This is a genomic window from Brenneria tiliae (genome assembly GCF_023347575.1).
GTDB lineage: Bacteria > Pseudomonadota > Gammaproteobacteria > Enterobacterales > Enterobacteriaceae > Brenneria > Brenneria corticis.
The window spans coordinates 182,502-208,398 of record NZ_JAKPCB010000099.1; the positions used below are offsets into that span (position 1 = coordinate 182,502).

The 25,897-nt window shown below is 56.0% G+C and carries 27 protein-coding genes; 3 read left to right on the top strand and 24 right to left on the bottom strand.

Annotated elements, in window-relative coordinates; all coding sequences use genetic code 11:
• Nucleotides 1–255: 255 nt before the first annotated feature.
• Both yegD and MFP24_RS14610 read left to right on the top strand, forming a co-directional pair.
• Nucleotides 256–1,608 (top strand): molecular chaperone, encoded by a 1,353-nt coding sequence (yegD, locus tag MFP24_RS14605; protein WP_249231004.1) that lies wholly within the window; start codon nt 256–258, stop codon nt 1,606–1,608.
• Between the two features lie 325 nt (nt 1,609–1,933).
• A complete protein-coding gene (locus tag MFP24_RS14610; protein WP_249231003.1) occupies nt 1,934–2,848 on the top strand; it encodes a glutamate/aspartate ABC transporter substrate-binding protein in 915 nt (304 codons plus the stop codon).
• Between the two features lie 122 nt (nt 2,849–2,970).
• Here the strand turns inward: MFP24_RS14610 and MFP24_RS14615 are convergent, their stop codons facing one another.
• From MFP24_RS14615 to yceD, 23 genes are all read right to left on the bottom strand, one after another.
• Nucleotides 2,971–3,510 (bottom strand): glycine zipper 2TM domain-containing protein, encoded by a 540-nt coding sequence (locus MFP24_RS14615; protein ID WP_249231002.1) that lies wholly within the window; start codon nt 3,508–3,510, stop codon nt 2,971–2,973.
• A 354-nt stretch (nt 3,511–3,864) separates the two neighbouring features.
• Nucleotides 3,865–5,169 carry an NAD(P)/FAD-dependent oxidoreductase gene (locus tag MFP24_RS14620; protein WP_249231001.1) on the bottom strand — a complete coding sequence of 435 codons (1,305 nt, stop codon included), beginning with the start codon at nt 5,167–5,169 and terminating at the stop codon, nt 3,865–3,867.
• Nucleotides 5,170–5,460: 291 nt separating this feature from the next.
• Complete coding sequence (gene ycfP / locus MFP24_RS14625; RefSeq protein ID WP_249231000.1) at nt 5,461–6,003, bottom strand: alpha/beta hydrolase YcfP; 543 nt, start codon at nt 6,001–6,003, stop codon at nt 5,461–5,463.
• A gap of 55 nt (nt 6,004–6,058) precedes the next feature.
• Entirely contained in the window at nt 6,059–7,087 is a 1,029-nt protein-coding gene (gene nagZ / locus MFP24_RS14630; protein ID WP_249231156.1) for a beta-N-acetylhexosaminidase, read from the bottom strand.
• Nucleotides 7,088–7,166: 79 nt separating this feature from the next.
• On the bottom strand, nt 7,167–8,030 hold the full coding sequence (locus tag MFP24_RS14635) for a phosphotransferase (protein ID WP_249230999.1): 864 nt from the start codon (nt 8,028–8,030) through the stop codon (nt 7,167–7,169).
• Nucleotides 8,011–8,586 carry a penicillin-binding protein activator LpoB gene (gene lpoB / locus MFP24_RS14640; protein ID WP_249230998.1) on the bottom strand — a complete coding sequence of 192 codons (576 nt, stop codon included), beginning with the start codon at nt 8,584–8,586 and terminating at the stop codon, nt 8,011–8,013. Before lpoB ends, MFP24_RS14635 begins: the two co-directional genes overlap by 20 nt.
• A gap of 21 nt (nt 8,587–8,607) precedes the next feature.
• On the bottom strand, nt 8,608–8,991 hold the full coding sequence (locus MFP24_RS14645; protein ID WP_249230997.1) for a YcfL family putative periplasmic lipoprotein: 384 nt from the start codon (nt 8,989–8,991) through the stop codon (nt 8,608–8,610).
• A 6-nt stretch (nt 8,992–8,997) separates the two neighbouring features.
• Nucleotides 8,998–9,354: a purine nucleoside phosphoramidase gene (gene hinT / locus MFP24_RS14650; protein ID WP_249230996.1), complete on the bottom strand. Its 357-nt coding sequence runs from the start codon at nt 9,352–9,354 to the stop codon at nt 8,998–9,000.
• Between the two features lie 204 nt (nt 9,355–9,558).
• Nucleotides 9,559–10,662, bottom strand: coding sequence for a glycerol dehydrogenase (locus MFP24_RS14655; RefSeq protein ID WP_249230995.1), 1,104 nt, complete (start codon nt 10,660–10,662; stop codon nt 9,559–9,561).
• A 486-nt stretch (nt 10,663–11,148) separates the two neighbouring features.
• On the bottom strand, nt 11,149–12,582 hold the full coding sequence (gene ptsG / locus MFP24_RS14660) for a PTS glucose transporter subunit IIBC (protein WP_249230994.1): 1,434 nt from the start codon (nt 12,580–12,582) through the stop codon (nt 11,149–11,151).
• Nucleotides 12,583–12,898: 316 nt separating this feature from the next.
• The gene (locus MFP24_RS14665) at nt 12,899–13,693 is read right to left on the bottom strand and encodes a metal-dependent hydrolase (RefSeq protein WP_249230993.1); all 795 of its coding nucleotides are present in this window, start codon (nt 13,691–13,693) and stop codon (nt 12,899–12,901) included.
• 19 nt (nt 13,694–13,712) lie between these two features.
• Nucleotides 13,713–14,726 carry a DNA polymerase III subunit delta' gene (gene holB, locus MFP24_RS14670; RefSeq protein WP_249230992.1) on the bottom strand — a complete coding sequence of 338 codons (1,014 nt, stop codon included), beginning with the start codon at nt 14,724–14,726 and terminating at the stop codon, nt 13,713–13,715.
• Nucleotides 14,726–15,382 (bottom strand): dTMP kinase, encoded by a 657-nt coding sequence (gene tmk, locus MFP24_RS14675; protein ID WP_249230991.1) that lies wholly within the window; start codon nt 15,380–15,382, stop codon nt 14,726–14,728. The genes holB and tmk overlap by 1 nt, the downstream gene beginning before the upstream one ends.
• Nucleotides 15,369–16,391 carry an endolytic transglycosylase MltG gene (gene mltG / locus MFP24_RS14680; RefSeq protein ID WP_249230990.1) on the bottom strand — a complete coding sequence of 341 codons (1,023 nt, stop codon included), beginning with the start codon at nt 16,389–16,391 and terminating at the stop codon, nt 15,369–15,371. The genes tmk and mltG overlap by 14 nt, the downstream gene beginning before the upstream one ends.
• Nucleotides 16,392–16,405: 14 nt before the next feature.
• On the bottom strand, nt 16,406–17,203 hold the full coding sequence (gene pabC / locus MFP24_RS14685; RefSeq protein ID WP_249230989.1) for an aminodeoxychorismate lyase: 798 nt from the start codon (nt 17,201–17,203) through the stop codon (nt 16,406–16,408).
• 331 nt (nt 17,204–17,534) lie between these two features.
• Complete coding sequence (gene fabF, locus MFP24_RS14690) at nt 17,535–18,776, bottom strand: beta-ketoacyl-ACP synthase II (protein WP_249230988.1); 1,242 nt, start codon at nt 18,774–18,776, stop codon at nt 17,535–17,537.
• An 80-nt stretch (nt 18,777–18,856) separates the two neighbouring features.
• A complete protein-coding gene (gene acpP, locus MFP24_RS14695) occupies nt 18,857–19,093 on the bottom strand; it encodes an acyl carrier protein (protein ID WP_005970506.1) in 237 nt (78 codons plus the stop codon).
• Between the two features lie 154 nt (nt 19,094–19,247).
• A complete protein-coding gene (gene fabG, locus MFP24_RS14700; RefSeq protein ID WP_136168020.1) occupies nt 19,248–19,982 on the bottom strand; it encodes a 3-oxoacyl-ACP reductase FabG in 735 nt (244 codons plus the stop codon).
• A 14-nt stretch (nt 19,983–19,996) separates the two neighbouring features.
• Nucleotides 19,997–20,926 carry an ACP S-malonyltransferase gene (gene fabD, locus MFP24_RS14705; protein ID WP_249230987.1) on the bottom strand — a complete coding sequence of 310 codons (930 nt, stop codon included), beginning with the start codon at nt 20,924–20,926 and terminating at the stop codon, nt 19,997–19,999.
• Nucleotides 20,927–20,944: 18 nt separating this feature from the next.
• A complete protein-coding gene (locus tag MFP24_RS14710; RefSeq protein ID WP_249230986.1) occupies nt 20,945–21,898 on the bottom strand; it encodes a beta-ketoacyl-ACP synthase III in 954 nt (317 codons plus the stop codon).
• Between the two features lie 6 nt (nt 21,899–21,904).
• Nucleotides 21,905–22,951, bottom strand: coding sequence for a phosphate acyltransferase PlsX (gene plsX / locus MFP24_RS14715; RefSeq protein WP_249230985.1), 1,047 nt, complete (start codon nt 22,949–22,951; stop codon nt 21,905–21,907).
• 29 nt (nt 22,952–22,980) lie between these two features.
• Nucleotides 22,981–23,151 (bottom strand): 50S ribosomal protein L32, encoded by a 171-nt coding sequence (gene rpmF, locus MFP24_RS14720; protein ID WP_009112338.1) that lies wholly within the window; start codon nt 23,149–23,151, stop codon nt 22,981–22,983.
• A 17-nt stretch (nt 23,152–23,168) separates the two neighbouring features.
• Nucleotides 23,169–23,690: a 23S rRNA accumulation protein YceD gene (gene yceD / locus MFP24_RS14725; RefSeq protein WP_249230984.1), complete on the bottom strand. Its 522-nt coding sequence runs from the start codon at nt 23,688–23,690 to the stop codon at nt 23,169–23,171.
• Nucleotides 23,691–23,830: 140 nt separating this feature from the next.
• Here yceD and MFP24_RS14730 point away from each other — a divergent pair, with 140 nt between their 5' ends.
• Nucleotides 23,831–24,415 (top strand): Maf family protein, encoded by a 585-nt coding sequence (locus MFP24_RS14730; protein ID WP_249230983.1) that lies wholly within the window; start codon nt 23,831–23,833, stop codon nt 24,413–24,415.
• 50 nt (nt 24,416–24,465) lie between these two features.
• Here the strand turns inward: MFP24_RS14730 and rluC are convergent, their stop codons facing one another.
• Complete coding sequence (gene rluC / locus MFP24_RS14735; protein WP_249230982.1) at nt 24,466–25,422, bottom strand: 23S rRNA pseudouridine(955/2504/2580) synthase RluC; 957 nt, start codon at nt 25,420–25,422, stop codon at nt 24,466–24,468.
• Nucleotides 25,423–25,897: the final 475 nt, after the last annotated feature.

A 25,897-nucleotide genomic window follows, 5' to 3' on the forward strand; every position in this document is an offset into this window, starting at 1 on the left:
TTTATAGTACTTGGAGCTTATCTTATTCTTAATTTCATCCCGAACTATTCAGTCCCACTTATCATCATCTGGATTATAATCGTTTCTATTTTTTACATAAAATATAACCGATGGTATTAGACTTTTTTGATTATAGAACGATTTTTTCATTCTTTAAATCTGGCCGCCGATGGGCGATGCACACATCCCCCTTTACAACCCGCAGAGTAACGCAGTAAAGTCCCCACCCTTTTTCCTTGGCATGGGTAATTCAGGATGTTTATCGGTTTTGACTATGGCACGGCCAATTGTTCCGTGGCGGTGGTGCAAGACGGCGCGCCACGGCTGCTGCCGCTGGAAAACGACTCCCCGTATTTATCCTCGCTGCTCTGCGCCCCGACGCGCGAAGCCGTCAGCGAATGGCTGTGGCGCCATCATCAGGTCGAAACCAGCGGCGAAAACGCCCTCTTGCTGCGGCGCGCCATCGGCTATAACCGCGACGAGGATATCCGCGTTCAGCCTGAAAGCGTGAAGTTCGGGCGGGCCGCATTGCAGCACTATATCGCCGATCCGCAGGAAACCTGGTTCGTTAAGTCACCCAAGTCCTTTCTTGGCGCCAGCGGCCTGAAGCCTCAGCAGATCGCCCTGTTCGAAGATCTGGTCTGCGCCATGATGTTGCATATTCGCCAGCAGGCCGAGCGGCAGCTCGCGCAACCCGTCACTCGGGCGGTGATCGGCCGTCCGGTTAACTTCCAGAGCAGCGGCGGAGAAGAGGCTAACCGGCAGGCGCTGGGTATTCTGCAACGCGCCGCGCGGCGCGCCGGTTTTCAACAGGTGGTGTTCCAGTTTGAACCGGTTGCCGCCGGGCTGGATTTTGAAGCCAGACTCGATAAAGAGACCCGCGTGCTGGTGGTGGATATCGGCGGCGGCACCACCGACTGCTCGATGCTGCTTATGGGCCCCGCGTGGCATCGGCGGCGCGACCGGCAGCAAAGTCTGTTGGGGCACAGCGGCTGCCGGGTGGGCGGCAACGATCTGGATATCATGCTGGCCTTCAAGCAACTAATGCCGCTGCTGGGACTGAACGGCCTCACGGAGAAAGGCATCCCCCTTCCCGCGCAGCCCTGGTGGAATGCGGTGGCGATTAACGATATCCCCGCGCAGAAAGACTTTTACAGCCCGGCGTGCCGCACGCTAATCAACGAAATGATACGCGACGCCCGCCGGCCCGAGGCGGTAAAACGTTTGCTGACCGTGTGGCGCCAGCGGCTGGGCTATCGTCTGGTGCAACTGGCGGAAGAGAGCAAAATCATCTTGTCCGACGCCGAACTCGCCGGCGCCGACCTGCACTTTGTCGAGCCGGGCGTCACCGCCGCCATCGACAATAGCCAGCTAAGTGCGGCCATCGCTCAGCCGTTGCAGCGTATTCAGCAGCAGATCGAACTGGCGCTGCACCGCAGCCAAACCCGCCCGCAGGTTATCTATCTGACCGGCGGCAGCGCCCGTTCGCCGCTGCTGCGCCAGGCCATCGCGCAGTTGCTGCCCGGCATCCCCCTCGCCAGCGGCGACGACTTCGGCTCGGTCACCGCCGGACTGGCCCGCTGGGCGGAAATTCTGTCGCGCGATTAACCCATTCGTGCCGGATAAGGCTATCCCTGGGATGCCCCTCCGGCGGTATTCTCCCGGCGTATGGTGCATATCAGCGCTCCCTGATAGTGCAGCGCAGGGCTCGGCCCTTATCCTCCCTCTATCCGACCTCATGTTCCCGCCGTTATGGCGATACCGCGCCCGCCTTTCGCCGCCCATCGCCAGGGATATGCCGTCGCCGCCTGTCCGGGCCCGACATATGGCACTAATATTGCTTTATAACCCTGAAATCCCGCGGCCCCATTTAGGCGCTACCGCATTCGCCGCACACCAGGGCTACAATTCAAACATCACCACGGAGAACATAATGAAAATAGCAACACGGGTATCACTGGTTCTGATCGGACTTGTCTGCCACACGGCCTATGGCGCGGACGCCGGCAGCGAAAACGGAGTGATTCCGGCCGACACGCTCAAAAAAATCAAGGACAGCGGTACCATTGTCGTCGGGCATCGTGAATCTTCCGTGCCCTTCTCCTATTACGATAACCAGCAGAAAGTCGTCGGCTACTCGCAGGAGTATGCCAATGCGATCGTCGAGGCGGTGAAAAAACAGCTTAACGAGCCCAATCTGACGGTGAAAATGCTGCCCATTACCTCACAGACGCGTATTCCGCTGTTGCAAAACGGCACCATTGATTTTGAATGCGGCTCCACCACCAATAATGCGGAACGGCAGAAACAGGTCGCTTTCTCCAACTCCATCTTTATCGTCGGGGGAAAATTGCTGGTCAAAAAGGGAAGCGGTGTCAATGACTTTCAGGATCTGTCAGGAAAACCGGTCACCACCACCGCCGGCACCACCAACGAAATTCTGCTCAACCAGTTGAATGATAAAAACAAGCTGCAGATGCGCATCATCTCGTCCAAGGATCACAGCGACGCCTTCCGCACGCTGGAAAGCGGACGCGCGGTCGCTTTTTATATGGATGACCCGCTGCTGGCCGGTGAGCGCGCCAAGGCGAAGAAGCCCGATCAATGGGAAATCGTCGGTACGCCGCAGTCGCACGAAGCCTATGGCTGCATGCTGCGCAAAAACGACCCCGCCTTTAAAAAGCTAATGGATGAGACTATCGCGCAGGCGCAAACCTCGGGCGAGGCGGAAAAATGGTATCAGCGCTGGTTTACCCAGCCCATCCCGCCCAAAAACATCAATATGAATTTTGCCATGTCCGACGATATGCAGGCGCTGTTTAAAACGCCGAACGATCGCATTCTGTAATCGAGTGTCACCGCGCACAGGACCGCAAGGCCAAACAAAGTCGGGAGTGATAAAAGAAAAACGCTGCCCGGAGAATTGCGCTATCAGGGCAGCGTAAAGACAGATTAGCCGGGCTGAAGCGATCAGCTCTGTTGGTTAAGGATCAGCTGGCCGTTTTTATCCACCGGGATCTGCGTTCCGGGATCGCGGTCCATACGGATTTTTCCCTGCTGATCGCCAATTTTATAGGTGACGTCATAACCCAGCACTTTCTGTGATTTGTCGTACACGGTCTGACAACGCTGCTGTGTCGTCGCGTAGGTATCGTTTTCCTGCATACTGCCCTGAACTTTATTACCGGCATAGCCGCCCGCCAAAGCACCGGCGACCGTCGCCACGTCTTTGCCGCGACCGCCGCCGAACTGGTGTCCCAGCACCCCGCCCGCCACGGCGCCCAGCACCGAGCCGGTAATTTTATGTTCATCCTGAACCGGACGACGATTGGTGACGGTAACGTTACGACACTCCTGGCGAGGAGTTTTTACCGTTTCTTTTATTGGTGTTGCCGTAAGCACCTGCGCGAATTGCGGTTTGGATGAGAACACATCCATACTCGCCACCGCCGCCACACCCAATGCAGCAGCCACACCGATACCCACACCCGCTAACATTGATTTGTTCACAGGATACCTCCCGAATATATTTCCACGCATTCCCCATCTGCGGCCCTGTATTCAGTACAACTCGCGTTTCACGCGATGAGCCCGATGGTTCCTCCCGAATGTGAATGATCCGCATTCAGGATGTGCGACGTGCGTGCTACGCCGCCTGTAAACAGTGGGAAGTCTGCACAATGTTTCTGACTCCCGCAATAAGACTTATTAACCAAATATGTTTTTTTGATAACAAAAAACCATCATTTAAGAATTATCTTAATGGGAATGATTAATAGGCGATATTTTATACTGAATGGCAGGGCGGGCGGACGCTACGAAATAAAACCGCCCGCGGAAGGCGGGCGGCGGAGAATTACCGTATCAGTGCAATTTAAGGCGCGGACGAATAACCCGGTTGATACCGCCCACCAGCATCATCAGGCCGGTTTTAACATAGCCGTGCAACGCAATCTGGTGCATACGGTAGAGCGAGATATAGACGAAACGGGCAATGCGCCCTTCTATCATGACCGAACCGCGCATCAGATTGCCCATCAGGCTGCCGACCGTACTGAATTTGGACAGCGAAACCAGCGAGCCGTGATCTTTATACACGTACGGTTTTAGCGTCTGGCCGTTCAATAGCGCCAGGATATTGCTATGGCAGCGCGATGCCATCTGGTGAGCGGCCTGCGCCCGCGGCGGAACAAAACCGCCGCCTTCCTGCGGACAGGAGGCGCAGTCGCCAATGGCGAAAATATTGGCGTCGCGGGTGGTCTGCAAGGTCGGCTCCACCACCAGCTGATTGATGCGGTTGGTTTCCAGACCGGCGATCTCTTTCATCGCGTCAGGCGCCTTGATCCCGGCGGCCCATACCATCAGATCGGCTTCGATAAACTCGCCGCCTTTGGTATTCAACCCGCCTGCGTCGGCGCTGGTCACCATCGTGTTGGTCAGCACCCTGACGCCGATATTGCTCAGCTCCTGATGGGCGGCCGCGGAAATTCGCGCGGGCAATGCCGGCAGAATACGCTCGCCCGCTTCCACCAGCGTCACATTCAGCGTCTCTTTATCCAGGCCGTCAAAGCCGTAGCTGTGCAGCTGTTTCACCGCGTTGTGCAGCTCCGCGGACAGTTCCACCCCGGTGGCGCCGCCGCCCACGATGGCGATATTGACCCGCTCTTTTTCATCCGTCCGGGCGGTGAACTTCAGGAACAGGTTCAGCATTTCATTATGAAAACGCCGCGCCTGTTTCGGGTTATCCAGGAAAATGCAGTGCTCTTTTACCCCCGGCGTACCGAAGTCATTGGAGGTGCTGCCTAATGCGATAACCAGAATGTCATAAGGAATTTTGCGGGCGGCGACCAGCACCTCGCCCTGCTCGTCGCAGATTTCAGCCAGTTGGATATGCTGCTGCTGGCGATCGATATCCGTCAGCATGCCCAGTTGAAACTGGAAATAATGATGGCGGGCGTGAGCCAGATAGCTCAGCGCGTCCATATCGTCATCCAGCGATCCGGTGGCGACCTCATGCAGCAGCGGTTTCCACAGATGGCTGTGATTGCGGTCGACCAGCGTAACCTGCGCTTTTTTCTTGCGGCCCAGCTTGTGACCCAGACTGGTCGCCAATTCAAGTCCGCCGGCTCCCCCGCCGACAATAACGATTTTTTTGCTTGGTACTGTCAAAATGACCCCCTAAATTGTGAACCAATGGTTAATAAAGGGTAAAATAATAATATCCTTATATTACATAGGGTTCGCATAAGTTAAATAGGCTATCTGCTGCAAGAATAGCATGCCGGGTCATATGGTCATACCAAAATTGATATATATCAATTTTTTTTCAGTTCAGGGGTCTGTCCGCCTGAAATTTCATTTTTATTTCAGCTAATTAGTAGTAGCAGAAGAGAAAAAATAGTGACAACGTCACCAGAGCAAGCCTGCCGCGGCGACGCACGGGAAATGGCCGATTGGCGTTCAATCCAGCAGTTTAAATAATTTTATCCGTTGCAGATGGGGAGAGATATTCTTGAATTTGTGCGTCTGCGCCTCATCCCAGATAATGTCATAATAGTCACCCAGTACCTGCGCACTGCGCCGGCTGTCGAGCATTTCATCCTCGCGGGATAATATCGCCAGGCAGCGCCGGCGGTTTTTCTCGCGGAAATTGGCGACGCATTTGTTCGCAATATCCAGATACTCTTCCGGGCGATCGATTTTACCGCCCATATTTTCATGCGGATATAGATTGGGATTGAAAATCACCTGGCGGATATTGCACAGGAAACCAACCCGCTCCGCCCAGAAGCCGCCCAGCCCGACGCCGCATATCAGCGGACGCTCATCGTCGGCCTGCCGAATCATTTTATCTACCTGCTTCAGCAGGTGTTGCATATCATGACGCGGGTGCAGCGTGCTATAGCTCAGCAGCCGGACGTCATCATCAATAAACTCCAGCTGCAGCACCTTCTCATGGTTGCCGGGACTGGTCGAATCAAAACCATGCAAATAGATAATCATCGCTATCCTCACCCTGTTTTGCTACGCCGCGTCGCGCACGGCGTAGCGGAAGACGCTATTTCCCGCTCTCTTTATGCGCCTGCCAGCGGGCGCTGAGCGCGGTAAGGGCCTGATTGGCCTGCTTCCAGCGCGGCGACGCCAGCAACTGTTCTCGGGAGAAAGAACCCCGATGATATAAGCTGGTCAGTCGATCCGCCGTGACCGCAGACAGGTTATCCAAAATGCTTACCGCCCCATCGCGGTGATTACACACCAGAATCATGTCGCACCCGGCATCCAGCGACGCCTGCGCGCGTTGCGGATAACTTCCCATCACCGCCGCCCCCTCCATCGACAGGTCATCAGAAAAGATGATCCCGTCAAACCCCAGCTCCTGGCGCAGCACCTGCCTGAGCCAGAACGGCGATCCGCTGGCCGGCCGCGGGTCGGCCGCGCTATAAATAACGTGGGCGGGCATTATCGCGTCCAACCGCCGGTGCTGAATCAATTCCCTGAAGATCAGCATATCACGGGCGCGGATTTCATCCAGCGACCGGGGATCGCGCGGCGTCTCTTTATGCGAGTCCGCGCTGACCGCGCCGTGGCCGGGAAAATGTTTCCCCGTCGCCTTCATTCCCGCTTCGTGCATGCCGGCGATAAAGCGCTGCGCCATCTGCAGCGCTTTTTCCGGCTGCGCATGAAACGAACGCTCGCCTATCGCCGCGCTCTGGTGGCCGATATCCAGCACCGGCGCAAAGCTGATATCAATATCCATGGCGATCATCTCCGACGCCATCACCCAGCCGGCCTCTTGCGCCAGCCGGCACGCTTCCGGCTCGGCGTTCAACGCGGCAAACGCCTGGGCCGCCGGCAAGGAGGTGAATCCCTCTCGGAAACGCTGCACCCGGCCGCCCTCCTGATCCACCGCCACCACCAGACGCTCACGCGACGCCGCACGGATTTGCCGCACCAGTTCACGCAGCTGTTGCGCATCATGAAAATTTCGGCTGAATAAAATGACGCCGCCAACCAGCGGATGGGCTAATACGTCGCGATCTTCAGCATCCAGCTCATAGCTGGCGACATCTAACATTACCGGACCCAAGGAAAACCTCATTGATTACTTGATTTGATTGATATGCCGGCCTGATGCGCTATCGGGCCGATATTGTACTCGCGCGCCGTTATTCGCCTATTCCCAGGCGCCGGCGCAGCGGCGCCAGCGCTTGCAGGAACCTCTCCTGCCTGGTCTGCCGCCAGCGGATTTCGAACCACATCAGCACCAGATAATCGACCCACGGCAGCCACTGCGCCGTATGCCGTTGCAGGCGCGCGACGGAAAATCCCGGGCGCCGCTGGTGATAGCGCTGCAGGAAACGCCGCTGCGTTTCGTCGTCCAGCTGATTGGCGCGCACAATAAATGCCAGCTCCAGCGCGATGTCGCCATCCGCCGCATACTCCCAATCGATAAGCATCATCCGCTTATCGCTCAGCAACAGGTTGTCCGCATGCACGTCCAGATGCAGCGGCGCAATCGCCAGCGGCTTGGGGAGCGCCCGGTGCTGAAAATAGCGATGAAGCCGCAACAGCGCCGGTGAACGGCGGCGATGGTCCATCTGCTGCCAGTGGCTGGCGAACAGCGGCTTCAGGGCCAGCGAATAGCCGCTGGGCGGCCGCTGATGAATCTGGGCGAGATAACCGGCCAATTCGCCATCGCTCAGCGCGGCGGAAAACTCCGCTTCCGTCGCCGCGCGCCCTGCCGCCCACTCGATAATCAGCCAGCCGTCCCGCCACAACAGCGGACGCGGCGCCAGCCCCACGCGCGCCATCTGCCGCAGCAGACGAAACTCGCGCTGCCGATCGCTGCCCGACAGGCGCCCGGACGCCGACTGCGGACGCGCCAGCCCATCGAATTGCGCCGAGCGGATACGCCAGCTTTCGCTGCTTAATCCGCCGACGGGAGATAAATGAAAACCGGCGGACTCGGCCGCCGGAAAGTGCTTACTGATAACCGCGGTAAGCCGTTGTTCAACGTTGGACTTCACCATTTCCCGACCAGACGATTTCGCCGGTCTGCACCAGCATCAGTTGCATATCCAGCGCCGGTGATTTCACATCGCCGCTCACGTCGCTGTACAGCACATACTGCGCGCTGACATAACGGGCCAGGCCGATCGCCTTGCTGCGCGATCCCAGGCTATCGTCAACCGACAGCCCCAGCGTTTGCTTGGCGGCGTTCACCTGTTCCCGCGGCACCAGCGTAAAGGTATTGCTGGCCGACAGCGCATTATACAGCGCGCTATTGGCTTTCGCCGTCGGCAACGCCCCGTTGGTGTTGTTTTTTACGCTGTCCAGCAACAGGATGCTGCCCGGCGCCACGCCGCCCGCCTGCAACATCTGGGCGACCAGCGGATTAATGCTGGCATCCCAATTCAGCGTCTGGATTTTGGGCGGCGGCGGAACCTGCTCGCCCGGCGGCGGCGTTATCGGGACTTCCGGCTCTACCGGTTCAATCGTCGCGGGCGGCTCCGTGGGCTCCGGCGGTCGGCTGGGACACCCCGTCAACACCAGCGCCGCCAGCACTACCCATAGATACTTTTTCATGTTTCCTCTCTCAACACACCATTATAAAAACAGATGAAGGCGAACCTGGCGCACGTCAGGGTTGCCGCGCGTCGAAACCACGCTGATCTCCGCCTCGGGCGGGATCACCACGGTTCGGGCTGCTTCATAAGGCAATACGTCCAGGCCTTTGTCGTCATACCAATAGAAACGATAATGTACGGTGACCGGCCGGCGCGTACTATTGCTGACGACGGAAGACGCGCGTTTTTCACCATTCACCCTAGCCAGTGAAGGATTCCCGGCGGTAATCCCCGCCGACAATAGCGGCGCATCCAGCACCAGCGTCTGGCGTTCATTTATGGTGAGCACCCTGGGCGCGCCGCAACCGGCCAGCACCCCCAGCATCAACAGTACCGACAGACATTGACTCAGCGGATTGCGCATCGGCGATTACGTCCGCTCGGCCAGCAAAGGCCCTAACGGGCGGCCGCCGAGCAGGTGCAGATGGACATGGTAAACCTCCTGCCCGCCGTGCCGGTTGCAGTTGATAATCAGGCGATAGCCGTCATCCGCAATCCCCTCCTGGCGGGCGATTTTCCCGGCAACCGTAATCATCCGCCCCAGCGCGGCTTCATGCTCGGCCGTCGCGTCATTAACCGTGGGGATCAATACGTTGGGCACGATAAGAATATGGGTCGGCGTGCGTGGCGAAATGTCGCGAAAGGCGGTCACCAGTTCATCCTGATAGACGATATCGGCGGGAATTTCCCGGCGGATAATTTTACTAAAAATGGTTTCTTCAGCCATGATTGATTTCCTTTTTAAAACCAGAGCGGATCAAAGTCGTGTAGGCAGTATGAGTGACATATTCCATTTCTTTCAACCTTCTTCGTCTATTTGTGTCGCAACTGGATATTTCGCCAGCGACGCCATAAAAAAGGTCCATGAAAGTCATGAACCTTTTTTACACTATCACGCCCTTTAAACGAGCGACGTTAACCACAGGGCCGCTTATTTATCGCGATAGTATTTACCCAGCGAATCTGCAATCTTCATGGCGTCATAGACATCGTTCGCCGTAACTTTTTTTACCATGTTGCTCATCGTGTCGCCTTCAGCGCAGGCAACTTCAGCAACGGCGCGCCAATCTTTTTCTTTCCATTCCATCAGACCAAAGTCTTCCAGACACAGCGGCAGTTTGGCGATCTTGATTATTTTGATGACCTCTTCCAGCTCTTCTTGCGGCGCATTTTCCAGCACCAATTGCGTTAAAAGACCGAAGACCACCTTTTCACCGTGCTGTGCCCTGTGCAGTTCCGGCACCACGGACATGCCGTTGTTCACCGCATGGGCCGCAGCCAAACCGCCGGACTCCGCGCCCACGCCGCTGTTATAAATGGTGGCTTCCAGGCAGGCTTCGAAGGCCGGCGAACTGACTTTATTTTCCACAGAAATCATTGCCAGTTCGACGTTGGCTTTCAGTTGCTCAAAGCACAGTTTGGCGATGGCCATACCGGTTACCGATGGTTTTCTTAAAATCAGGTTCAGGCCGTCAGCGCCGTAGCAGGCGCGGGCTTCAAAGTAGGTGGCTAACGCATCGCCGATGCCCGCGGAGAAAAAGCGCGCCGGCGCTTTCACCAGGACGTTTGGATCGGCTAATACGGTATCCGGATTTTCCAGCAGGAACAGGTACTTATCAAATTCACCGTTTTCTTTGTACAGGACGGACAGGGCGGTACAAGGGGCATCGGTAGAAGCAATGGTTGGAACAATGACGACAGGTTTTTTATGTTGGTAAGCCACGGCTTTAGCCGCATCCAATGTTTTGCCACCGCCGATGCCAACGATGACGTCACAACCTTTTTTTTCTCTTATTTGACACAGGCGGTCGACTTCTTTTTGTGTGCATTCGCCCGCGAATTTCTCAATGACCCCACCGACATGGTTTTTTTGCAGATTGAATTTAGTGGTTGAATTGACCGTCTCCAGAAAAAAAACGTCGCAGATAATAAGGGCCTGATGACCAAAGTCTTTAATATATGCGCTGGGGTCCAGCAGAAGATCTTTTGCGATGATGAATTTCTTGGGCGAAGATATTGAGCGATGGCTAGACATGAATCATTCCCTTTTTATAAAAAAATTTTAAAAAAACTATAATTATTTTAATGCACTTAAATCAAATGGAAGCCCGGTCTGGATTGATCTGAATCAACCCAGACGTTAACTTAAGTTATATTGATATGAATGGCTAACTTCATATAGCATCATAAAACGGCCTCTTTTTGCTATAATCCGCGTTTCTGTGCGATTTTTTCGGCAATAGAGACAGTACGCCGTGCGGCCATTGGGGGCGTTTTTCTGCTGATTTCCACCGAATAACATTAAATGATTTAATGTATTAATCTAACTTTCTTAGGTCAAAGCCGGAAATGGCGCGGCAGGGGAAGTGGGCGTGCCGCTCGGTATTAATGCGGAGATGGGACGGGGATTGTCCCTAAAAAATCAAGGATGTATGCTGCATATCCATTAAAAAAACGCCGGACACCTTAAGCGTCCGGCATTAACAGGCTTTCGCCCTGTTGAATCTTTCCAACTAACTAATTAGCTATTACGAATGAACTCGTCCATATCGGTTTTCAGGTTATCGGACTTGGTGCCGAAAATCGCCTGAACGCCAGAACCGGCCACTACCACGCCAGCCGCGCCCAACTGTTTCAAGCCAGCCTGATCGACTTTTGATACATCGGCCACGCTCACACGCAGACGAGTAATGCAGGCATCCAGGTTGGTGATGTTTTCTTTGCCGCCGAACGCGCTAACCAGCGCCGCCGCCCTTTCGCTGCTTCCCTGAGCGACCTGTTCGGAGGACGAGTCTTCGCGACCGGGCGTTTTCAGGTTCAGCTTGGCAATCAGCACGCGGAACACCGTGTAGTAAATCAACGCATAGCCCAGACCGACGATCGGGAACAGCCACAGATTGCTGCCGTTGCCGCTCAGCACCACAAAGTCGATCAGGCCGTGCGAGAAGCTGGTGCCGTCACGCATATCCAGCAGGATACAAATCGGGAACGCCAGACCGGCCAGAATCGCATGGATCGCATACAGAATCGGCGCCACGAACAGGAACGAGAACTCGATAGGCTCGGTGATCCCGGTAAGGAAAGAGGTCAGCGCCGCGGAGATCATGATACCGCCCACTTTGGCACGATTCTCCGGTTTGGCGGAGTGCCAGATGGCAATGGCGGCGGCCGGCAGACCGTACATTTTGAACAGGAAGCCGCCGGATAATTTACCCGCGGTCGGGTCGCCCGCCATATAACGCGGAATATCGCCGTGGAACACCTGGCCGGCGGCGTTGGTGAATTCGCCAATCTGCATCTGGAAAGGCACGTTCCAGATGTGGTGCAGACCGAAAGGCACCAGCGAGCGTTCAACAAGGCCGTACAGGCCGAACGCCACCACCGGGTTCTGATAGGCGCCCCATTGGGAGAACGCCTGAATGGCGCGTCCCACCGGCGGCCAGATAAATGACAGCACAATACCCAGGACGATCGCCGCCAGACCGGAAATGATCGGCACAAAACGTTTGCCGGCGAAGAAGCCGAGGTATTCCGGCAGTTGAATACGATAAAAGCGGTTAAACATATAAGCCGCGATGGAGCCGGCGATGATACCGCCTAGCACCCCGGTGTCCGCCAGGTGCTGGGATTCAATCTCCGCCGCCGACAGATGCAGAACCAGAGGGGCGACCACCGCCATGGTTTTCACCATGATGCCATAGGCCACCACCGCTGCCAGCGCCGATACGCCGTCGTTATTGGTGAAGCCCAGCGCCACGCCAATAGCGAAAATCAGCGGCATATTGGCGAAAACCGACCCGCCGGCCTCCGCCATAACGTGAGAAACAACGGCAGGTAGCCAGCTGAAATTTGCCGCCCCGACGCCCAGCAGGATACCTGCGATAGGCAATACGGATACCGGCAGCATTAGCGACTTACCTACTTTTTGCAGGTTTGCGAATGCATTCTTGAACATAATTGAGTGTGCTCCTGAGTAATAGTACTTTTACTGCTTGATGCTTCATATGCGTAAAGGTGGGGAAAGACCCTTTACCTATCGGGGTGTCTTAGCCCCCTTTAATTTTTACGCAGAGTAAAATAAATAGCGCCGGCAGTGTTTGACTGCTATCACGTTTCAACAAGCCGGCAAGTCTTAAAAGCGCATAAATTAAGCTTATTAATGACATATGACTAAAAAACACCCACCCCCGGAGAGCAAAGCCTTATCCAGAGTGCGTATTTAGCGCTATTAATTACACAGCCCAAAAAAACTCGGCTATTCTCAACCACTATTACCCGGTGGTCAACCGTGCCGAATCGATATGGAACAGACGGGAAAAATTCTCGGTGGTGGCCGCCGCCAGACTCTCCAGCGTTACGCCTTTCAATACGGACAAATACTCCGCCACATCACGGACATAGGCGGGCTGATTCTCCTGTCCCCGATAAGGAACCGGCGCCAGCCAGGGGGAATCCGTTTCAATCAGCATCCGATCCAGCGGCACATAGCGCGCCACCTCGCGCAGCGCTTCCGCAGTGCGGAATGTGACAATGCCGGAAAACGAAATATAGAACCCCATATCCAACAGGGTCTTCGCCGTGGCTAAATCTTCGGTAAAACAGTGCAGCACGCCGCCGCACTTCTCCGCCTGCTCTTCTTGCAGAATCGCCAGCGTATCTTCCCGCGCCTCGCGGGTATGGACGATAACCGGCTTGTCCAGCTGATTGCCGATACGAATGTGCTCGCGAAACGATGCCTGCTGCTGCGCTTTCGTCTCTTCCTGATAGTGGTAATCCAGCCCCGTCTCCCCCAGCGCCACGACGCTATCGGACGCGGCAAGCCGGCGCAGCTCGGCGTAATCGTAGGGCGCATCCTGATTTAACGGATGAACGCCGCAGGAGAAGGCGACGTTATCCCGCTCGCCGATCAGCTGCGTCATGGCGCGGAATCCGGGAAGCGTAGTGGCAACCGCCAGGATGAAGCCAACGTCGCGCCGTTTGGCTTTATCCAGTACGTCGGCGACGTTTTTATGCAATGACTGATAATCCAGCCCGTCAAGATGGCAATGGGAATCAACTAACAACATGCTATTTACTCGAAATCGATTATGCGGAAAAGGGGTTAAAGCGCCGCTGGAGAGGCGTGGACAGGCTCTGTTCGCCGTCAAGCAAGCGCTCGGTTAATAATAGCTCACGGTTCACCGCGGCTATCGTCAGTAATTTTTGCCGGCAGGCCAGCCATTGATGCAGTTCGTACTGTAGCTGAGGATTGGCGGATTCATTGGCCAGACGTTCAATCAACGCCGCCTGATCCAGATTCACCAGATGATCTCCCGCCCCCTGCTGCCACTTCAGCGCATCCAGCAGCAGCGATGCCAGCCAGTGAATACGCTCGGCGGCATCATCATGATTAAGCTGCGGCGTCAGCGACAGCAGATCGTGCGAGGAGAGCGCGGCGAAGAAGGCCTGGCATAGCGCCGTACGCTGCCGCCATCGTTCCGCTTGCAACAGTTTCTCCGCCGCCAGCGGGGCGCCGGCCTGCAATCTTAACGCGGTGCGCAGCGCCTGCGTATCATGCTGATGGCGCGAATTCAGCCACAGGATGCTGTGCGTTTCATCCGGAACGCCCAGATAATGATACAGGCAGCGGCTGCGCAGCGTCGCCAACAGACGAGCGGGCTCACGGCAGCCAAACAAAAAATAGGTTCCCTGCGGCGGTTCCTCCAGCGTTTTAAGCAGCGCATTGGCCGCCGCTTCGGTGAGCAGCTCCGCCGCCGGCAGCCATATCACTTTCGATCCGCCCTGTCGGGCGTGCTGATACAGTTTATCCTGCACTTCCCGCACCGGGTCGATCCCCAGGCTCTGTTTGCCTTTTTCCGGGCTCAGCACATACCAGTCAGGATGCGTCCCGGCGATCATCAGATGACAGGAATGGCACTTGCCGCAACTTTTCATCCCTTCCGGGTGCAGGCACATCAGCCAGCGGCTCAGCGCATACACCAGCGAGTCCTCCCCCATGCCGGATAATGCATGCAGCAATATGGCGTGGTGCCCCCGCCCCGCCTGGTATTGGCCGATCAGATGACGGTATGACGCATTAAGCCAGGGATACCAGTCCATCAGGCGTATTCCTGCGGGTGTAATCCCCGGTCGCGCAGCCACTGGCGTAATACCGCCTGAATGTCGGCGCGGACGTTCGCCATCGGCTGCGACGCATCGATGGTGATGATGCTGCGATCCTGCGCCGCCAACGCCTGATAGCGCGCGCGGGTTCGCTCAAAAAAGGCGAACGACTCCTGCTCGATGCGGTCCAGTTCCCCGCGCTGACGGGCGCGTTGCAGCCCCAGCGCCGGCGGCAAGTCGAGATACAGCGTCAGATCCGGGCGGAAATCCCCCAGCACCGCGTCGCGCAGCGACAGCAGCAACTGCGGGTCGATGCCGCGCCCGCCTCCCTGATAGGCCTGGGAGGAGAGGTCGTGACGGTCGCCAATCACCCAGTTTCCCTGAGCCAGCGCCGGTTTAATCACATTTTCCACCAGTTGGACGCGGGCGGCATACAGCATCAGAATTTCGGCTTTATCCGTCACCTTCTCGTCGGCCGTCCCCTGCTTGATCAGCTCACGCAGCTTTTCCGCCAGCGGCGTGCCGCCGGGTTCACGGGTAAAAATCACCCTATCAACGCCGTACTCGCCCAGCGTCTCGACCACCACGTTGCGCGCGCTGGTTTTCCCCGCGCCTTCCAAACCTTCCAAGACGATAAATTTACTGTTGTCCATCCCGTTCCTTTAACGCTGAGCGGTATTGCCTTACAGCACGATTATGGTCTGCAAGGTTGGTGGTGAAGCTGTGTCCGCCTTTGCCGTCGGCCACAAAGTATAGGTACGACGTTTTAGCCGGATGCGCGGCCGCATCCAGCGACGCTTTTCCCGGCATGGCTATCGGCGTCGGCGGCAAACCGGAAATCACGTAGGTATTGTAGGGCGTCGGCGTATCCAGCGCCTTGCGGGTAATCACGCCCGTATAGGCGTCACCCATGCCGTAAATAACCGTCGGATCGGTTTGCAACCGCATACCGACGCGCAGGCGGTTGACGAAAACGGACGCCACCTGCGGGCGTTCTGCGCTGACCGCCGTCTCTTTCTCGATCACCGATGCCATGGTTAACAGTTCATCGGGCGTTTTATAGGGTAACCCATCCTCACGCCCTTTCCATACCTCGTCCACCGTTTTCTTCATGCGCTGATGGGCGCGTTGCAGCAAGGCGCTGTCGGCGGTATCGGCGGTGTACATATAGGTATCGGGATAGAACCACCCTTCCGGATTGGGTTTATCCTTTATCCCCAACTGTTCGGCAATCTCACGCACGCTTTTATCCGCCAGCGTATGTTTAATATAGGGAGACTGACGCAGCGTTTCGAGCCATTCCTTCAAGCGGGAGCCTTCAACAAAGCGAATAGCGAACTGCGCCTCTTTGCCGCTGGATAACAGCGCCAGCATCTCGCGCACCGTCATCGCCGGCGTAAAGCGGTAGGTTCCCGCCTTGAAGTTCGCCAGTTCCGGCTCAATGCGCAGCAGCCAGGGAAACAGGGCTCCGTCGGCGATCACCTGCTGGTCCAGCAGTAATTTCTCCAATCCGTCACGGCCGGTGCCGGCCGGGAGGGTAAAAATGGTTTCCTGTTTGATGACCAGCGGCGAAGCGGCAAACTGCTGTACTCTCTGCCACAGCAACAACAGGGCCAGCAACAATAGCGCCGGCAGCAGAATAACAATCTTCTTTTTGTTCATAAATCAACCAACGGCTAACGGTCAGGGCTCAGAAACCGGTACAGATCTCTGGAGCGATAACGCCAGGTCTCGGCCTGGTTTACGGGAACAATCGGCATTAATGCGTTACAGATAATCACCTCATCCGCATCCGCCAGCGTGTCTACCGGCTCGGCAACAATACGCAGTTCAAAATCAGAACCCGCCAGCAGTGAAATGATGTGTTGTCTGGCTACGCCATCCACCCCGGCATAGGATAAATCCGGCGTATACACGCGATTTCCCTTGCGCCAGAACAAATTAGCCGCACAGCATTCCACCAGCGTCCCGGCGGTGTCAAGCACCAGGACCTCATCGGCCGCGCGCTGTTCTAGATCGATACGAATCAGAACCTGTTCCAGGCGATTCAGATGCTTTATACCCGCCAGCAACCGGCTTCTGGCTAATGCAACCGAACTGAGGCGCAGGCTGATACCCCGCTCGCGCCAATGGGCATAATGACCGGGATAGTCCGCCTGCATCACGATCCGCGTCGGGCTATCGCAGCCCTGAATGCCATATCCCCGTCCGCCCGCTCCCCGGGTAAGCATGACCTTAACGATGCCTTCACTGCGACCTTGCGCCGCCAGGTTCATCTCCTGCCGCAATGACGGCCAGTCAATGGCGGGCAGCATCAAACGTTCCGCCGCCTGCCGTAAGCGAGCCAGATGCCTGTCAAGCCATACGATCTCGCCATCGCGCACTCGGGCGGTGGTAAAACACCCGTCGCCAAACTGGGTGCCGCGATCCGACACCGCTAACTGTTCCTGTATGCGACCATTAATCCACTGCATCTATCTCTTCCCTTCGGCTACGTGCCGTCAGCTTGCCAGCAAACGGGAGGGGCACACAAGTCACCCAGTCCGATTTTGCGCAAGTAGGGGGGCAACCACGAATGGTTCGTCACAACACAAAAAAAACCCGGAAACCGGGTTTCAGACCATTGACAAAGTAGCCATCGGTAATAGCGAATCCAAATCCGTCATTCCTGCGTAGGCAGGAATCTTCCTGATATCAACGCATTAGCTGAAAGCAGATCCCCGCCTGCGCGGGGATGACTATGGCGGAGTGGGTTTGTCAGCAACCTCAAACCCGGAAACCGGGTTTTTTACAAGACGTTGACGATCACAGCTTACGGAATAATAGCGAACCGTTGGTGCCGCCGAAACCGAAGGAGTTACACAACGTGTACTCCAGATTGCTCACCTGACGCGCCTCGTGGGGCACGAAATCCAGATCGCAGCCTTCATCCGGGTTGTCCAGATTGATTGTCGGGGGGATCGCCTGATCGCGCAGCGCCAGGATGCTGAAGATCGACTCTATCGCCCCGGCCGCGCCCAGCAAATGACCGGTCATCGATTTCGTCGAGCTGACCAATACCCGACCGGCATCTGCGCCGAACACGGCTTTGACCGCCTGCGTCTCAGCCCGGTCACCCGCGGAGGTGGACGTGCCGTGCGCGTTGATATAACCGATTTGCGACGCCGCGATGCCCGCGTCGCGCAGCGTATTTTCCATCGCCAACGCCGCTCCGGCGCCGTCCGCCGGCGGCGACGTCATATGATAGGCGTCGCTGCTCATGCCAAACCCGACGATTTCCGCATAAATCTTGGCGCCGCGTTTTTTGGCGTGTTCGAACTCTTCCAGCACCATGATACCGGCGCCGTCTCCCAGCACGAAACCGTCGCGGTCTTTATCCCACGGACGGCTTGCCGCCTGCGGGTTATCGTTACGGGTCGATAGCGCGCGCGCCGCGCCAAAACCACCCACGCCGAGCGGCGTACTGGCTTTTTCCGCGCCGCCGGCGACCATGACGTCGGCGTCGTTATAGGCAATGATACGCGCCGCATGGCCGATGTTATGCACGCCCGAGGTACAGGCGGTGGCGATGGAAATGCTCGGACCGCGTAATCCGTACATGATGGTGAGATGCCCGGCAACCATGTTGACGATGGTTGAAGGCACGAAGAACGGACTGATTTTACGCGGACCGCCCTTCACCAGCGAACTGTGGTTCTCTTCAATAAGACCCAGACCGCCAATGCCGGAACCGATCGCCGCACCGATGCGCGGCGCGTTCTCTTCCGTTACTTCAAGACCGGAATCGCGCATGGCCTGAATGCCGGCGGCGATGCCGTATTGGATAAAGGCATCCATCTTGCGCGCTTCTTTGCGCGAAATGAATTCCTCACAGTTAAAATCCTTTACCAGCCCGGCAAAACGGGTTGCATAGGCACTGGTATCGAAATGGTCGATCGGGCTGATGCCACTCTGACCGGCAAGAAGAGCACTCCAGGTGGACTCAACTGTATTGCCGACAGGAGATAACATGCCCAGTCCGGTCACAACTACTCGACGCTTAGACACGCTTGTCCTCCAGGGAGGGAAAATATGACGCCGCGGGACAAAAAACTTAGGCGGTCGAATGACCGCCTAGATATGTTCGCTTACTGCTGGTTAGCCTGAATAAAATCAATGGCTGCCTGAACAGTCGTGATTTTTTCAGCTTCTTCGTCTGGAATTTCTGTATCAAATTCTTCTTCCAGCGCCATTACCAGCTCAACGGTGTCAAGAGAATCAGCGCCGAGGTCGTCAACGAAAGAAGCATTGTTTACGACTTCTTCCTGCTTAACACCAAGCTGTTCAACGATGATTTTCTTAACGCGTTCTTCGATAGTGCTCATACTCTTAAATTTCCTATCAAAACTCGCTTTCGCGATGGTTTTCGTAGTGTATAAAATGTTGAAAAAGATGCAACAAAATCCCGGCTGGTCGAACCACGATTTTGTGCTATTTTGCGGTTATCACCGCAAATAACGCAAATAATTGTCGTGCTTTTTAGATCATATACATGCCGCCATTGACATGCAATGTTTCGCCGGTAATGTAACCCGCCTCATCAGAGGCTAAAAATGCAACAGCACTGGCGATTTCTTTAGCGGCACCAAGCCGGTTAGCGGGAACCTGGCTCAAAATGCCTGCTCGCTGTTCTTCTGTCAACGTCTGAGTCATATCTGTTTCAATAAAACCAGGCGCAACAACGTTAACCGTAATGCCACGGGAGGCGACTTCACGCGCAAGGGACTTGCTGAAACCAATCAGCCCGGCCTTTGCCGCCGCGTAGTTTGCCTGCCCGGCATTACCCATCGTTCCGACCACCGAGCCGATGGTAATGATACGGCCAAAACGTTTTTTCATCATAGCGCGCATTACAGCTTTAGACAGTCGGAATACCGATGTCAAATTGGTATCCAGAATATCCTGCCATTCGTCTTCTTTCATCCGCATCAGCAGATTATCGCGGGTAATACCGGCGTTATTAATCAAAATATCGATTTCGCCAAACTCGGCGCGAATCTGCGCCAGCGTTTCTTCCACTGAAGCCACATCGGCGACGTTCAGTCGATAACCCTTACCGTTCTCGCCCAGCCAGGCGCTGATTGCTTCCGCACCCTTATCGCTGGTTGCAGTACCAATGACTTTTGCCCCGCGAGCGACTAGCGTCTCTGCGATAGCCCGCCCTATTCCGCGGCTTGCGCCCGTTACCAGCGCAATTTTTCCTTCAAAACCCATTGTCTTCTCCATGGTTATTTTTCAAGCGCCGCCGACAGAGAAGCAGGATCGTTCACCGCGGCCGCTGTCAGGGTAGCAACGATTCGTTTAGTCAAGCCGGTAAGCACTTTACCCGGCCCGATTTCCAATAGCGATTCAACGCCCTGGGAGGCGATAAATTCGACGCACTCGGTCCAGCGCACCGGACGGTGAAGCTGGCGCACCAGCGCGCTGCGGATCGCTTCCGGCGAGGTTTCAATCCGCGCATCGACGTTATTGACCACGGGGATGGTCGGCTCATGGAAATCAACGGACTCAAGCGCGACCGCCAGCTTTTTCGCCGCCGGCTCCATCAACGCGCAGTGCGACGGAACGCTTACCGGCAAAGGCAGCGCGCGTTTGGCGCCCGCCGCTTTACAGGCCGCGCCGGCGCGTTCGACCGCCTCTTTGTTCCCGGCGATCACTACCTGTCCCGGGGAATTAAAGTTTACCGGCGACACCACCTGCCCTTGCGCGGATTCGTCACAGGCTTTAACGATGGCGTCATTATCCAGACCGATGATCGCGTACATCGCCCCGGCGCCTTCCGGCACCGCTTCCTGCATAAGTTTGCCGCGCAATTCAACCAGGCGAACCGCCTGCTGGAAATCCAGCACGCCGGCGCAAACCAGCGCGGAGTACTCGCCGAGACTATGGCCGGCCAGCAGCGCGGGCGTTTTCCCGCCCTGCTGTTGCCAGACGCGCCAGATGGCGACGGACGCCGTCAACAGCGCGGGCTGGGTCTGCCAGGTTTTATTCAGTTCTTCAACCGGCCCCTGCTGGGTAAGCTGCCACAGATCATAGCCTAAAACGGCGGAGGCCTGGGCAAACGTCTCGGTAATCACCGGGTATTCCGCCGCCAGTTCGGCCAGCATGCCAACGGTTTGCGATCCCTGGCCCGGGAATACCATTGCAAATTGCGTCATTTTAAAAATCCTGTTTAATCAAAAACGAACCAGCGCGGAGCCCCAGGTAAAACCGCCGCCGAATGCTTCCAGCAGAACCAGCTGCCCCGGTTTAATCCGACCGTCGCGCACCGCTTCATCCAGCGCGGCGGGAACGGAAGCCGCCGACGTATTGCCATGACGATCCAGCGTCACCACAACCTTGTCCATTCCCATGCCTAATTTTTTGGCCGTGGCGCTGATAATGCGCAGATTAGCCTGATGAGGCACCAGCCAGTCCAGCTCGCTTTTCTCCAGTTGAGACGCGCGCAGCGTTTCTTCAACGATATGCGCCAGCTCGGTCACGGCGACCTTAAACACTTCATTGCCGGCCATCGTCAGATAGGCCGGATTTTCCGGATGGCTGCGATCCAGGTGCGGCAGCGTCAACAGCTCGCCGTAGCGCCCATCCGCATGCAGATGGGTGGACAAAATTCCTGGCTGCTCGGACGCGGACAGTAAAACGGCGCCCGCGCCGTCGCCGAACAGAATCAGCGTACCGCGATCTTCAGGGTCCAGCGTGCGCGATAAGGTATCAGAACCGATGACCAAAGCATAATCCACCGCGCCATTTTTGATGTACTGATCGGCAACGCTGAGCGCGTAGGTAAAACCCGCGCAGGCCGCGGCCAGATCAAAGGCGATGGTATCTTTAATTCCGAGCAGCCGCTGAACCTCGCAGGCCGCGCTGGGGAAAGCGTGCGTCGCGGAGGTGGTGGCCACGATCAGCAAACCGACCTGCTCTTTATCAATGTCCGCCATTTCCAGCGCTTTTTGCGCGGCATGGTAACCCATCGTCGCCACATTTTCATCCGGCGCGGCGATGCGCCGCTCACGGATCCCGGTCCGCGTGACGATCCACTCGTCGGACGTATCCACCATCTTCTCTAAATCAGCGTTGGTCCTGATTTGCCCGGGCAGATAGCTGCCCGTTCCGATTATTTTTGTATACATGTACGCTTAATCACTCTTAGGTAATACAGCCTTCAAGCGGACGGCAATTTGCTCGGGAAGTTGCCGTTGTACCGCCTGCGCCGCCTGTGCGATGGCGACCGCAAACGCCCGTTGGTTTGCGGCCCCGTGACTTTTAATTACGGTTCCCCGTAATCCTAACAGACAAGCACCATTATATTGGTCAGGGTTCAAATGACCGAAACGTCTGGCCAGACGTTTTTGTAACAAACGTCCCAGCCATCGTAACCACCAGGACTGCTTTTTCCCGCGCCCGGCGCCGGAAGAGGAGGGTTTCAATAGCGACAGAAACATTCTGACCACACCCTCCATGGTCTTTAACGTGACATTGCCCACAAAACCGTCACAGACCATGACATCCGTTTTCCCGGTCAGCAATTCGTTACCTTCAAGATAACCAATATAGTTAATCGCCGGCGTATTTCTTAATTTGGCCGCCGCATCGCGGATGTTATCCAAACCTTTGCTCTCTTCTTCGCCGATGTTCAGCAACGCCACCCGCGGGTTTTGCAGCCCGAGCACTTCCTCCGCCATTACCGACCCCATAACCGCGAATTGGACCAGCATGGTGCTGTCGCATACGACGTTGGCGCCTAAATCCAGCACCACGGTTTTGCCATGCTGCTGATGAGGCAGTACGGAAACCAGCGCGGGCCGTTCAATGCCGTCAAGCGGTTTGATAAGCAGCTTCGCCAGCCCCATCAGCGCGCCGGTATTGCCCGCGCTGACGCAAGCCTGCGCTTTTCCGTCTTTAATCAGTTCAAGCGCGATGCGCATCGACGTTCCGCGGCTGGCGCGGATGGCCTGCGACGGCCGTGCATCACTGGCAATAACCGATTCGGCCGGAATAATCTCTAACCGGGAGAGCAAATCAGAATCGACTTTGGCAAGTAATGGAGTAATCGCAGCAGGATCGCCAACGAGTATCAGCTTGAGATTTGGATTAGAAGCCAGTGCCTGCAATGCAGCAGGCACTGTTACGCAGGGACCGAAATCCCCGCCCATCGCATCTAACGCCAGAGTTAGGCGTGTCAAGGTATTGCCTTGCTGATAATTCGCAAGAATTACTTGGCAATGACCTTGCGACCGCGGTAGTAACCGTCCGCAGTGATGTGGTGACGCAGGTGAGTTTCGCCGGAAACTTTATCTACGGATACGGAAGAAGTGGTCAGCGCATCGTGAGCACGACGCATACCACGTTTGGAACGGCTAGGTTTGTTTTGTTGTACGGCCATGGACCTTACTCCTTAAATTACTTACGCTTTAAACTGGCTAATACGGAAAATGGATTCGGCTTTTCCGCCTCTGCAGGCAGCTCGCCGAACACCATGTCCGCTTCGGACACTTCACAGTGTTCAGAATCATGTACCGGAGCGATAGGCAAGGTCAGGATGATTTCATCTTCAATCATTGCCAGCAGATCGACTTCGCCAAACTCATCGACTTCGATCGGCTCGTACGCTTCCGGTAAAGCTTCGGCCTGTTCATCATTGATGACCGGGCTAAAACAAAACGTCGCATGAACCTGATGCTCAAATGGCTTTCCGCAGCGCTGGCACATTAATGTGACATTAACATCCGCGCTACCGTCAATCACCGCCAGGCGTTGATTATCGATATTGAAAGACAAAGACGCCTGAACATCACCGTCCACACTCACCACTGACTCGGCAACACGCATCACCTGTTCGGACGTATAGATACCGACATAATCTAAACGCTTTTGAGCAGTGCGAACCGCATCAAGGGTTAGGGGTAATTTTACCTTTTGCATAGGGCGCGCATATTAACGTCGTAACGGCATAGAGTCAAAGAAAAAGGCAGTGAAGCACCACCTTTCACCAATATTCGCTTCCGGAGCGGCGCACAGTTTAAAATGCCTTTCATCATTACGCTACGGTTTATAAAAAAATTATGTATCAGATCGTTCTCGCGTCAACCTCGGCCTACCGTAGGTCGCTGCTGGAAAAACTCAATCTACCTTTTACCTGCGCGGCCCCCGAGGTGGATGAAACCCCGTACCCCGGCGAAGACGCCGTCACACTGGTTGCCCGGCTGGCCGCAAGCAAGGCGCGCGCGCTGGCGGCGCGCTACCCCAATCACCTGATTATCGGCGCCGATCAGATTTGCGTTTTAAATGACGCGATTACCGGAAAGCCGCATAACAAGGCCAACGCCGTGCGGCAACTACAGCAGGCCAGCGGACGGCGCGTCACTTTTTTTACCGGTTTGGCGCTGCTCAATAGCGCCAGCCAGCGGATACAGCAGGTGGTCGAACCCTTTGAGGTCCATTTTCGAACTCTGACGCCGCAGGAAATAGAGGGCTATCTGGAAAAAGAGCGGCCCTGGAACTGCGCCGGCAGTTTTAAAAGCGAGGGGCTGGGCATTACGCTGTTCGATAAATTATCGGGGCGCGATCCCAATACGCTGGTCGGCCTTCCTTTAATCGCGCTGACGCAGATGCTGCGGGTTGAAGGGATTAATCCGCTGACGATATAACCCGCGAACGGGATAGCGGCGGGTCCGCTATCCCGCAAAGGATCGCCCCGCTACGCCTTTGACTTGCGCAGTATTTGCAGGCAGTGGCGCAGCTGATTGTCCAGGGGCGCCTCGATACGCAGCGTTTCCCCCGTATTGGGATGTGCGAAACGCAGCGCCTGAGCGTGCAAAAACAGGCGTTTCAGCCCCGTTCCCGCCAGTTGACGGTCAAAGTCGCGATCGCCGTAACGGTCGTCAAAGGCTATCGGATGACCCGCATGCAGGGTATGCACCCGGATCTGATGGGTTCTGCCGGTGACCGGACTGGCGCGGACCAACGTCGCCATCTCAAAACGCTCTTCTACCTTAAAGCGCGTCTCGGAAGGCTTGCCTTCGCTATTGACCCGCACGATACGCTCGCCGCTTTGCAGAATATTCTTAAGCAGCGGCGCCTGTACTACCTTGCAATGGGACTGCCACTGACCACGCACCAGCGCCAGATAGTCTTTCTGCATCCCTTTAAGGCGCAGTTGTTCATGCAGCGAACGCAGCGCCGAACGCTTTTTGGCCACCAGCAGCACCCCGGACGTATCGCGATCGAGGCGGTGAACCAGCTCCAAAAAACGCGCTTCCGGGCGCAGGGCGCGCAGCCCTTCAATCACGCCGAAGCTCAGCCCGCTGCCGCCGTGAACCGCGGTGCCGGAAGGCTTGTTGAGCACCAGCAGATGGTCATCCTCATAGAGGACGCAATCGGCCAGGGCGGCGACTTTCCCCAGGCTGGCCGATACTGGCGCATCGTCGCGTTCGGCCTGTCTGACCGGGGGAATGCGGATTTCATCCCCGCCCAGCAGCTTATATTCCGGCTTGACCCTTTTTTTATTTACCCGCACCTCGCCTTTGCGCAGGATGCGATAAACCATGCTTTTAGGCACACCTTTTAAGCGGGTATGCAGAAAGTTATCAATGCGTTGTCCGGCCTCATCGGCGGATATCGTCACGAATTGTACTGTGGGGTTGTCTGTTTTCATGATGCGCGATTCTAAATAGAGCGCTTGGATAGCGCCACTTCTTTTTCTGTGCTTAACTGTCAGTCTGACCGTTGAAGATAGCGTTGCACCCACAGGTTTGTCTGAAATTGCTCTCAGCCGCCACCGGTTCGCGCACTATCTTTATACTGGCGGGCAAAGTCACCTTGCTATAACGGTGTCAGCAATGGAATAATGCTTTTCGCGTTTTCCGTGCTGATTTGCAGTTAAACAAGGAAAATTGCGGAATTAATAAGTTTGCCTGATGACGCAGACACGCAGCAATGGCGTAAGACGTAATGTGATATCAAGCAGTTAGCGGGCTGCGGATTGCAGCTTGGCCGGCAAATGGAATCAGATCTGGCGACATTATTCAGAAGCTGTTCCCTCAGTAAACGCGCTGTTTTCCATCAGGAAATACAGGCTACCGAAAAATGCGCCTCCATGCAGGCGACAACCGGGAGGTTGACGTCCCTGC

Coding starts and splice junctions, on each gene's coding strand:
- ptsG (WP_249230994.1), bottom strand. CDS start 12,582: ATGTTCAAGAATGCATTCGCAAACCTGCAAAAAGTAGGTAAGTCGCTA.
- rluC (WP_249230982.1), bottom strand. CDS start 25,422: ATGAAAACAGACAACCCCACAGTACAATTCGTGACGATATCCGCCGAT.
- acpP (WP_005970506.1), bottom strand. CDS start 19,093: ATGAGCACTATCGAAGAACGCGTTAAGAAAATCATCGTTGAACAGCTT.
- holB (WP_249230992.1), bottom strand. CDS start 14,726: ATGGACTGGTATCCCTGGCTTAATGCGTCATACCGTCATCTGATCGGC.
- MFP24_RS14645 (WP_249230997.1), bottom strand. CDS start 8,991: ATGCGCAATCCGCTGAGTCAATGTCTGTCGGTACTGTTGATGCTGGGG.
- tmk (WP_249230991.1), bottom strand. CDS start 15,382: ATGGACAACAGTAAATTTATCGTCTTGGAAGGTTTGGAAGGCGCGGGG.
- ycfP (WP_249231000.1), bottom strand. CDS start 6,003: ATGATTATCTATTTGCATGGTTTTGATTCGACCAGTCCCGGCAACCAT.
- fabD (WP_249230987.1), bottom strand. CDS start 20,926: ATGACGCAATTTGCAATGGTATTCCCGGGCCAGGGATCGCAAACCGTT.
- hinT (WP_249230996.1), bottom strand. CDS start 9,354: ATGGCTGAAGAAACCATTTTTAGTAAAATTATCCGCCGGGAAATTCCC.
- rpmF (WP_009112338.1), bottom strand. CDS start 23,151: ATGGCCGTACAACAAAACAAACCTAGCCGTTCCAAACGTGGTATGCGT.
- MFP24_RS14635 (WP_249230999.1), bottom strand. CDS start 8,030: ATGGTGAAGTCCAACGTTGAACAACGGCTTACCGCGGTTATCAGTAAG.
- pabC (WP_249230989.1), bottom strand. CDS start 17,203: ATGCAGTGGATTAATGGTCGCATACAGGAACAGTTAGCGGTGTCGGAT.
- MFP24_RS14665 (WP_249230993.1), bottom strand. CDS start 13,693: ATGTTGTTAGTTGATTCCCATTGCCATCTTGACGGGCTGGATTATCAG.
- yegD (WP_249231004.1), top strand. CDS start 256: ATGTTTATCGGTTTTGACTATGGCACGGCCAATTGTTCCGTGGCGGTG.
- mltG (WP_249230990.1), bottom strand. CDS start 16,391: ATGAACAAAAAGAAGATTGTTATTCTGCTGCCGGCGCTATTGTTGCTG.
- fabG (WP_136168020.1), bottom strand. CDS start 19,982: ATGGGTTTTGAAGGAAAAATTGCGCTGGTAACGGGCGCAAGCCGCGGA.
- yceD (WP_249230984.1), bottom strand. CDS start 23,690: ATGCAAAAGGTAAAATTACCCCTAACCCTTGATGCGGTTCGCACTGCT.
- MFP24_RS14710 (WP_249230986.1), bottom strand. CDS start 21,898: ATGTATACAAAAATAATCGGAACGGGCAGCTATCTGCCCGGGCAAATC.
- MFP24_RS14655 (WP_249230995.1), bottom strand. CDS start 10,662: ATGTCTAGCCATCGCTCAATATCTTCGCCCAAGAAATTCATCATCGCA.
- lpoB (WP_249230998.1), bottom strand. CDS start 8,586: ATGAAAAAGTATCTATGGGTAGTGCTGGCGGCGCTGGTGTTGACGGGG.
- MFP24_RS14730 (WP_249230983.1), top strand. CDS start 23,831: ATGTATCAGATCGTTCTCGCGTCAACCTCGGCCTACCGTAGGTCGCTG.
- MFP24_RS14610 (WP_249231003.1), top strand. CDS start 1,934: ATGAAAATAGCAACACGGGTATCACTGGTTCTGATCGGACTTGTCTGC.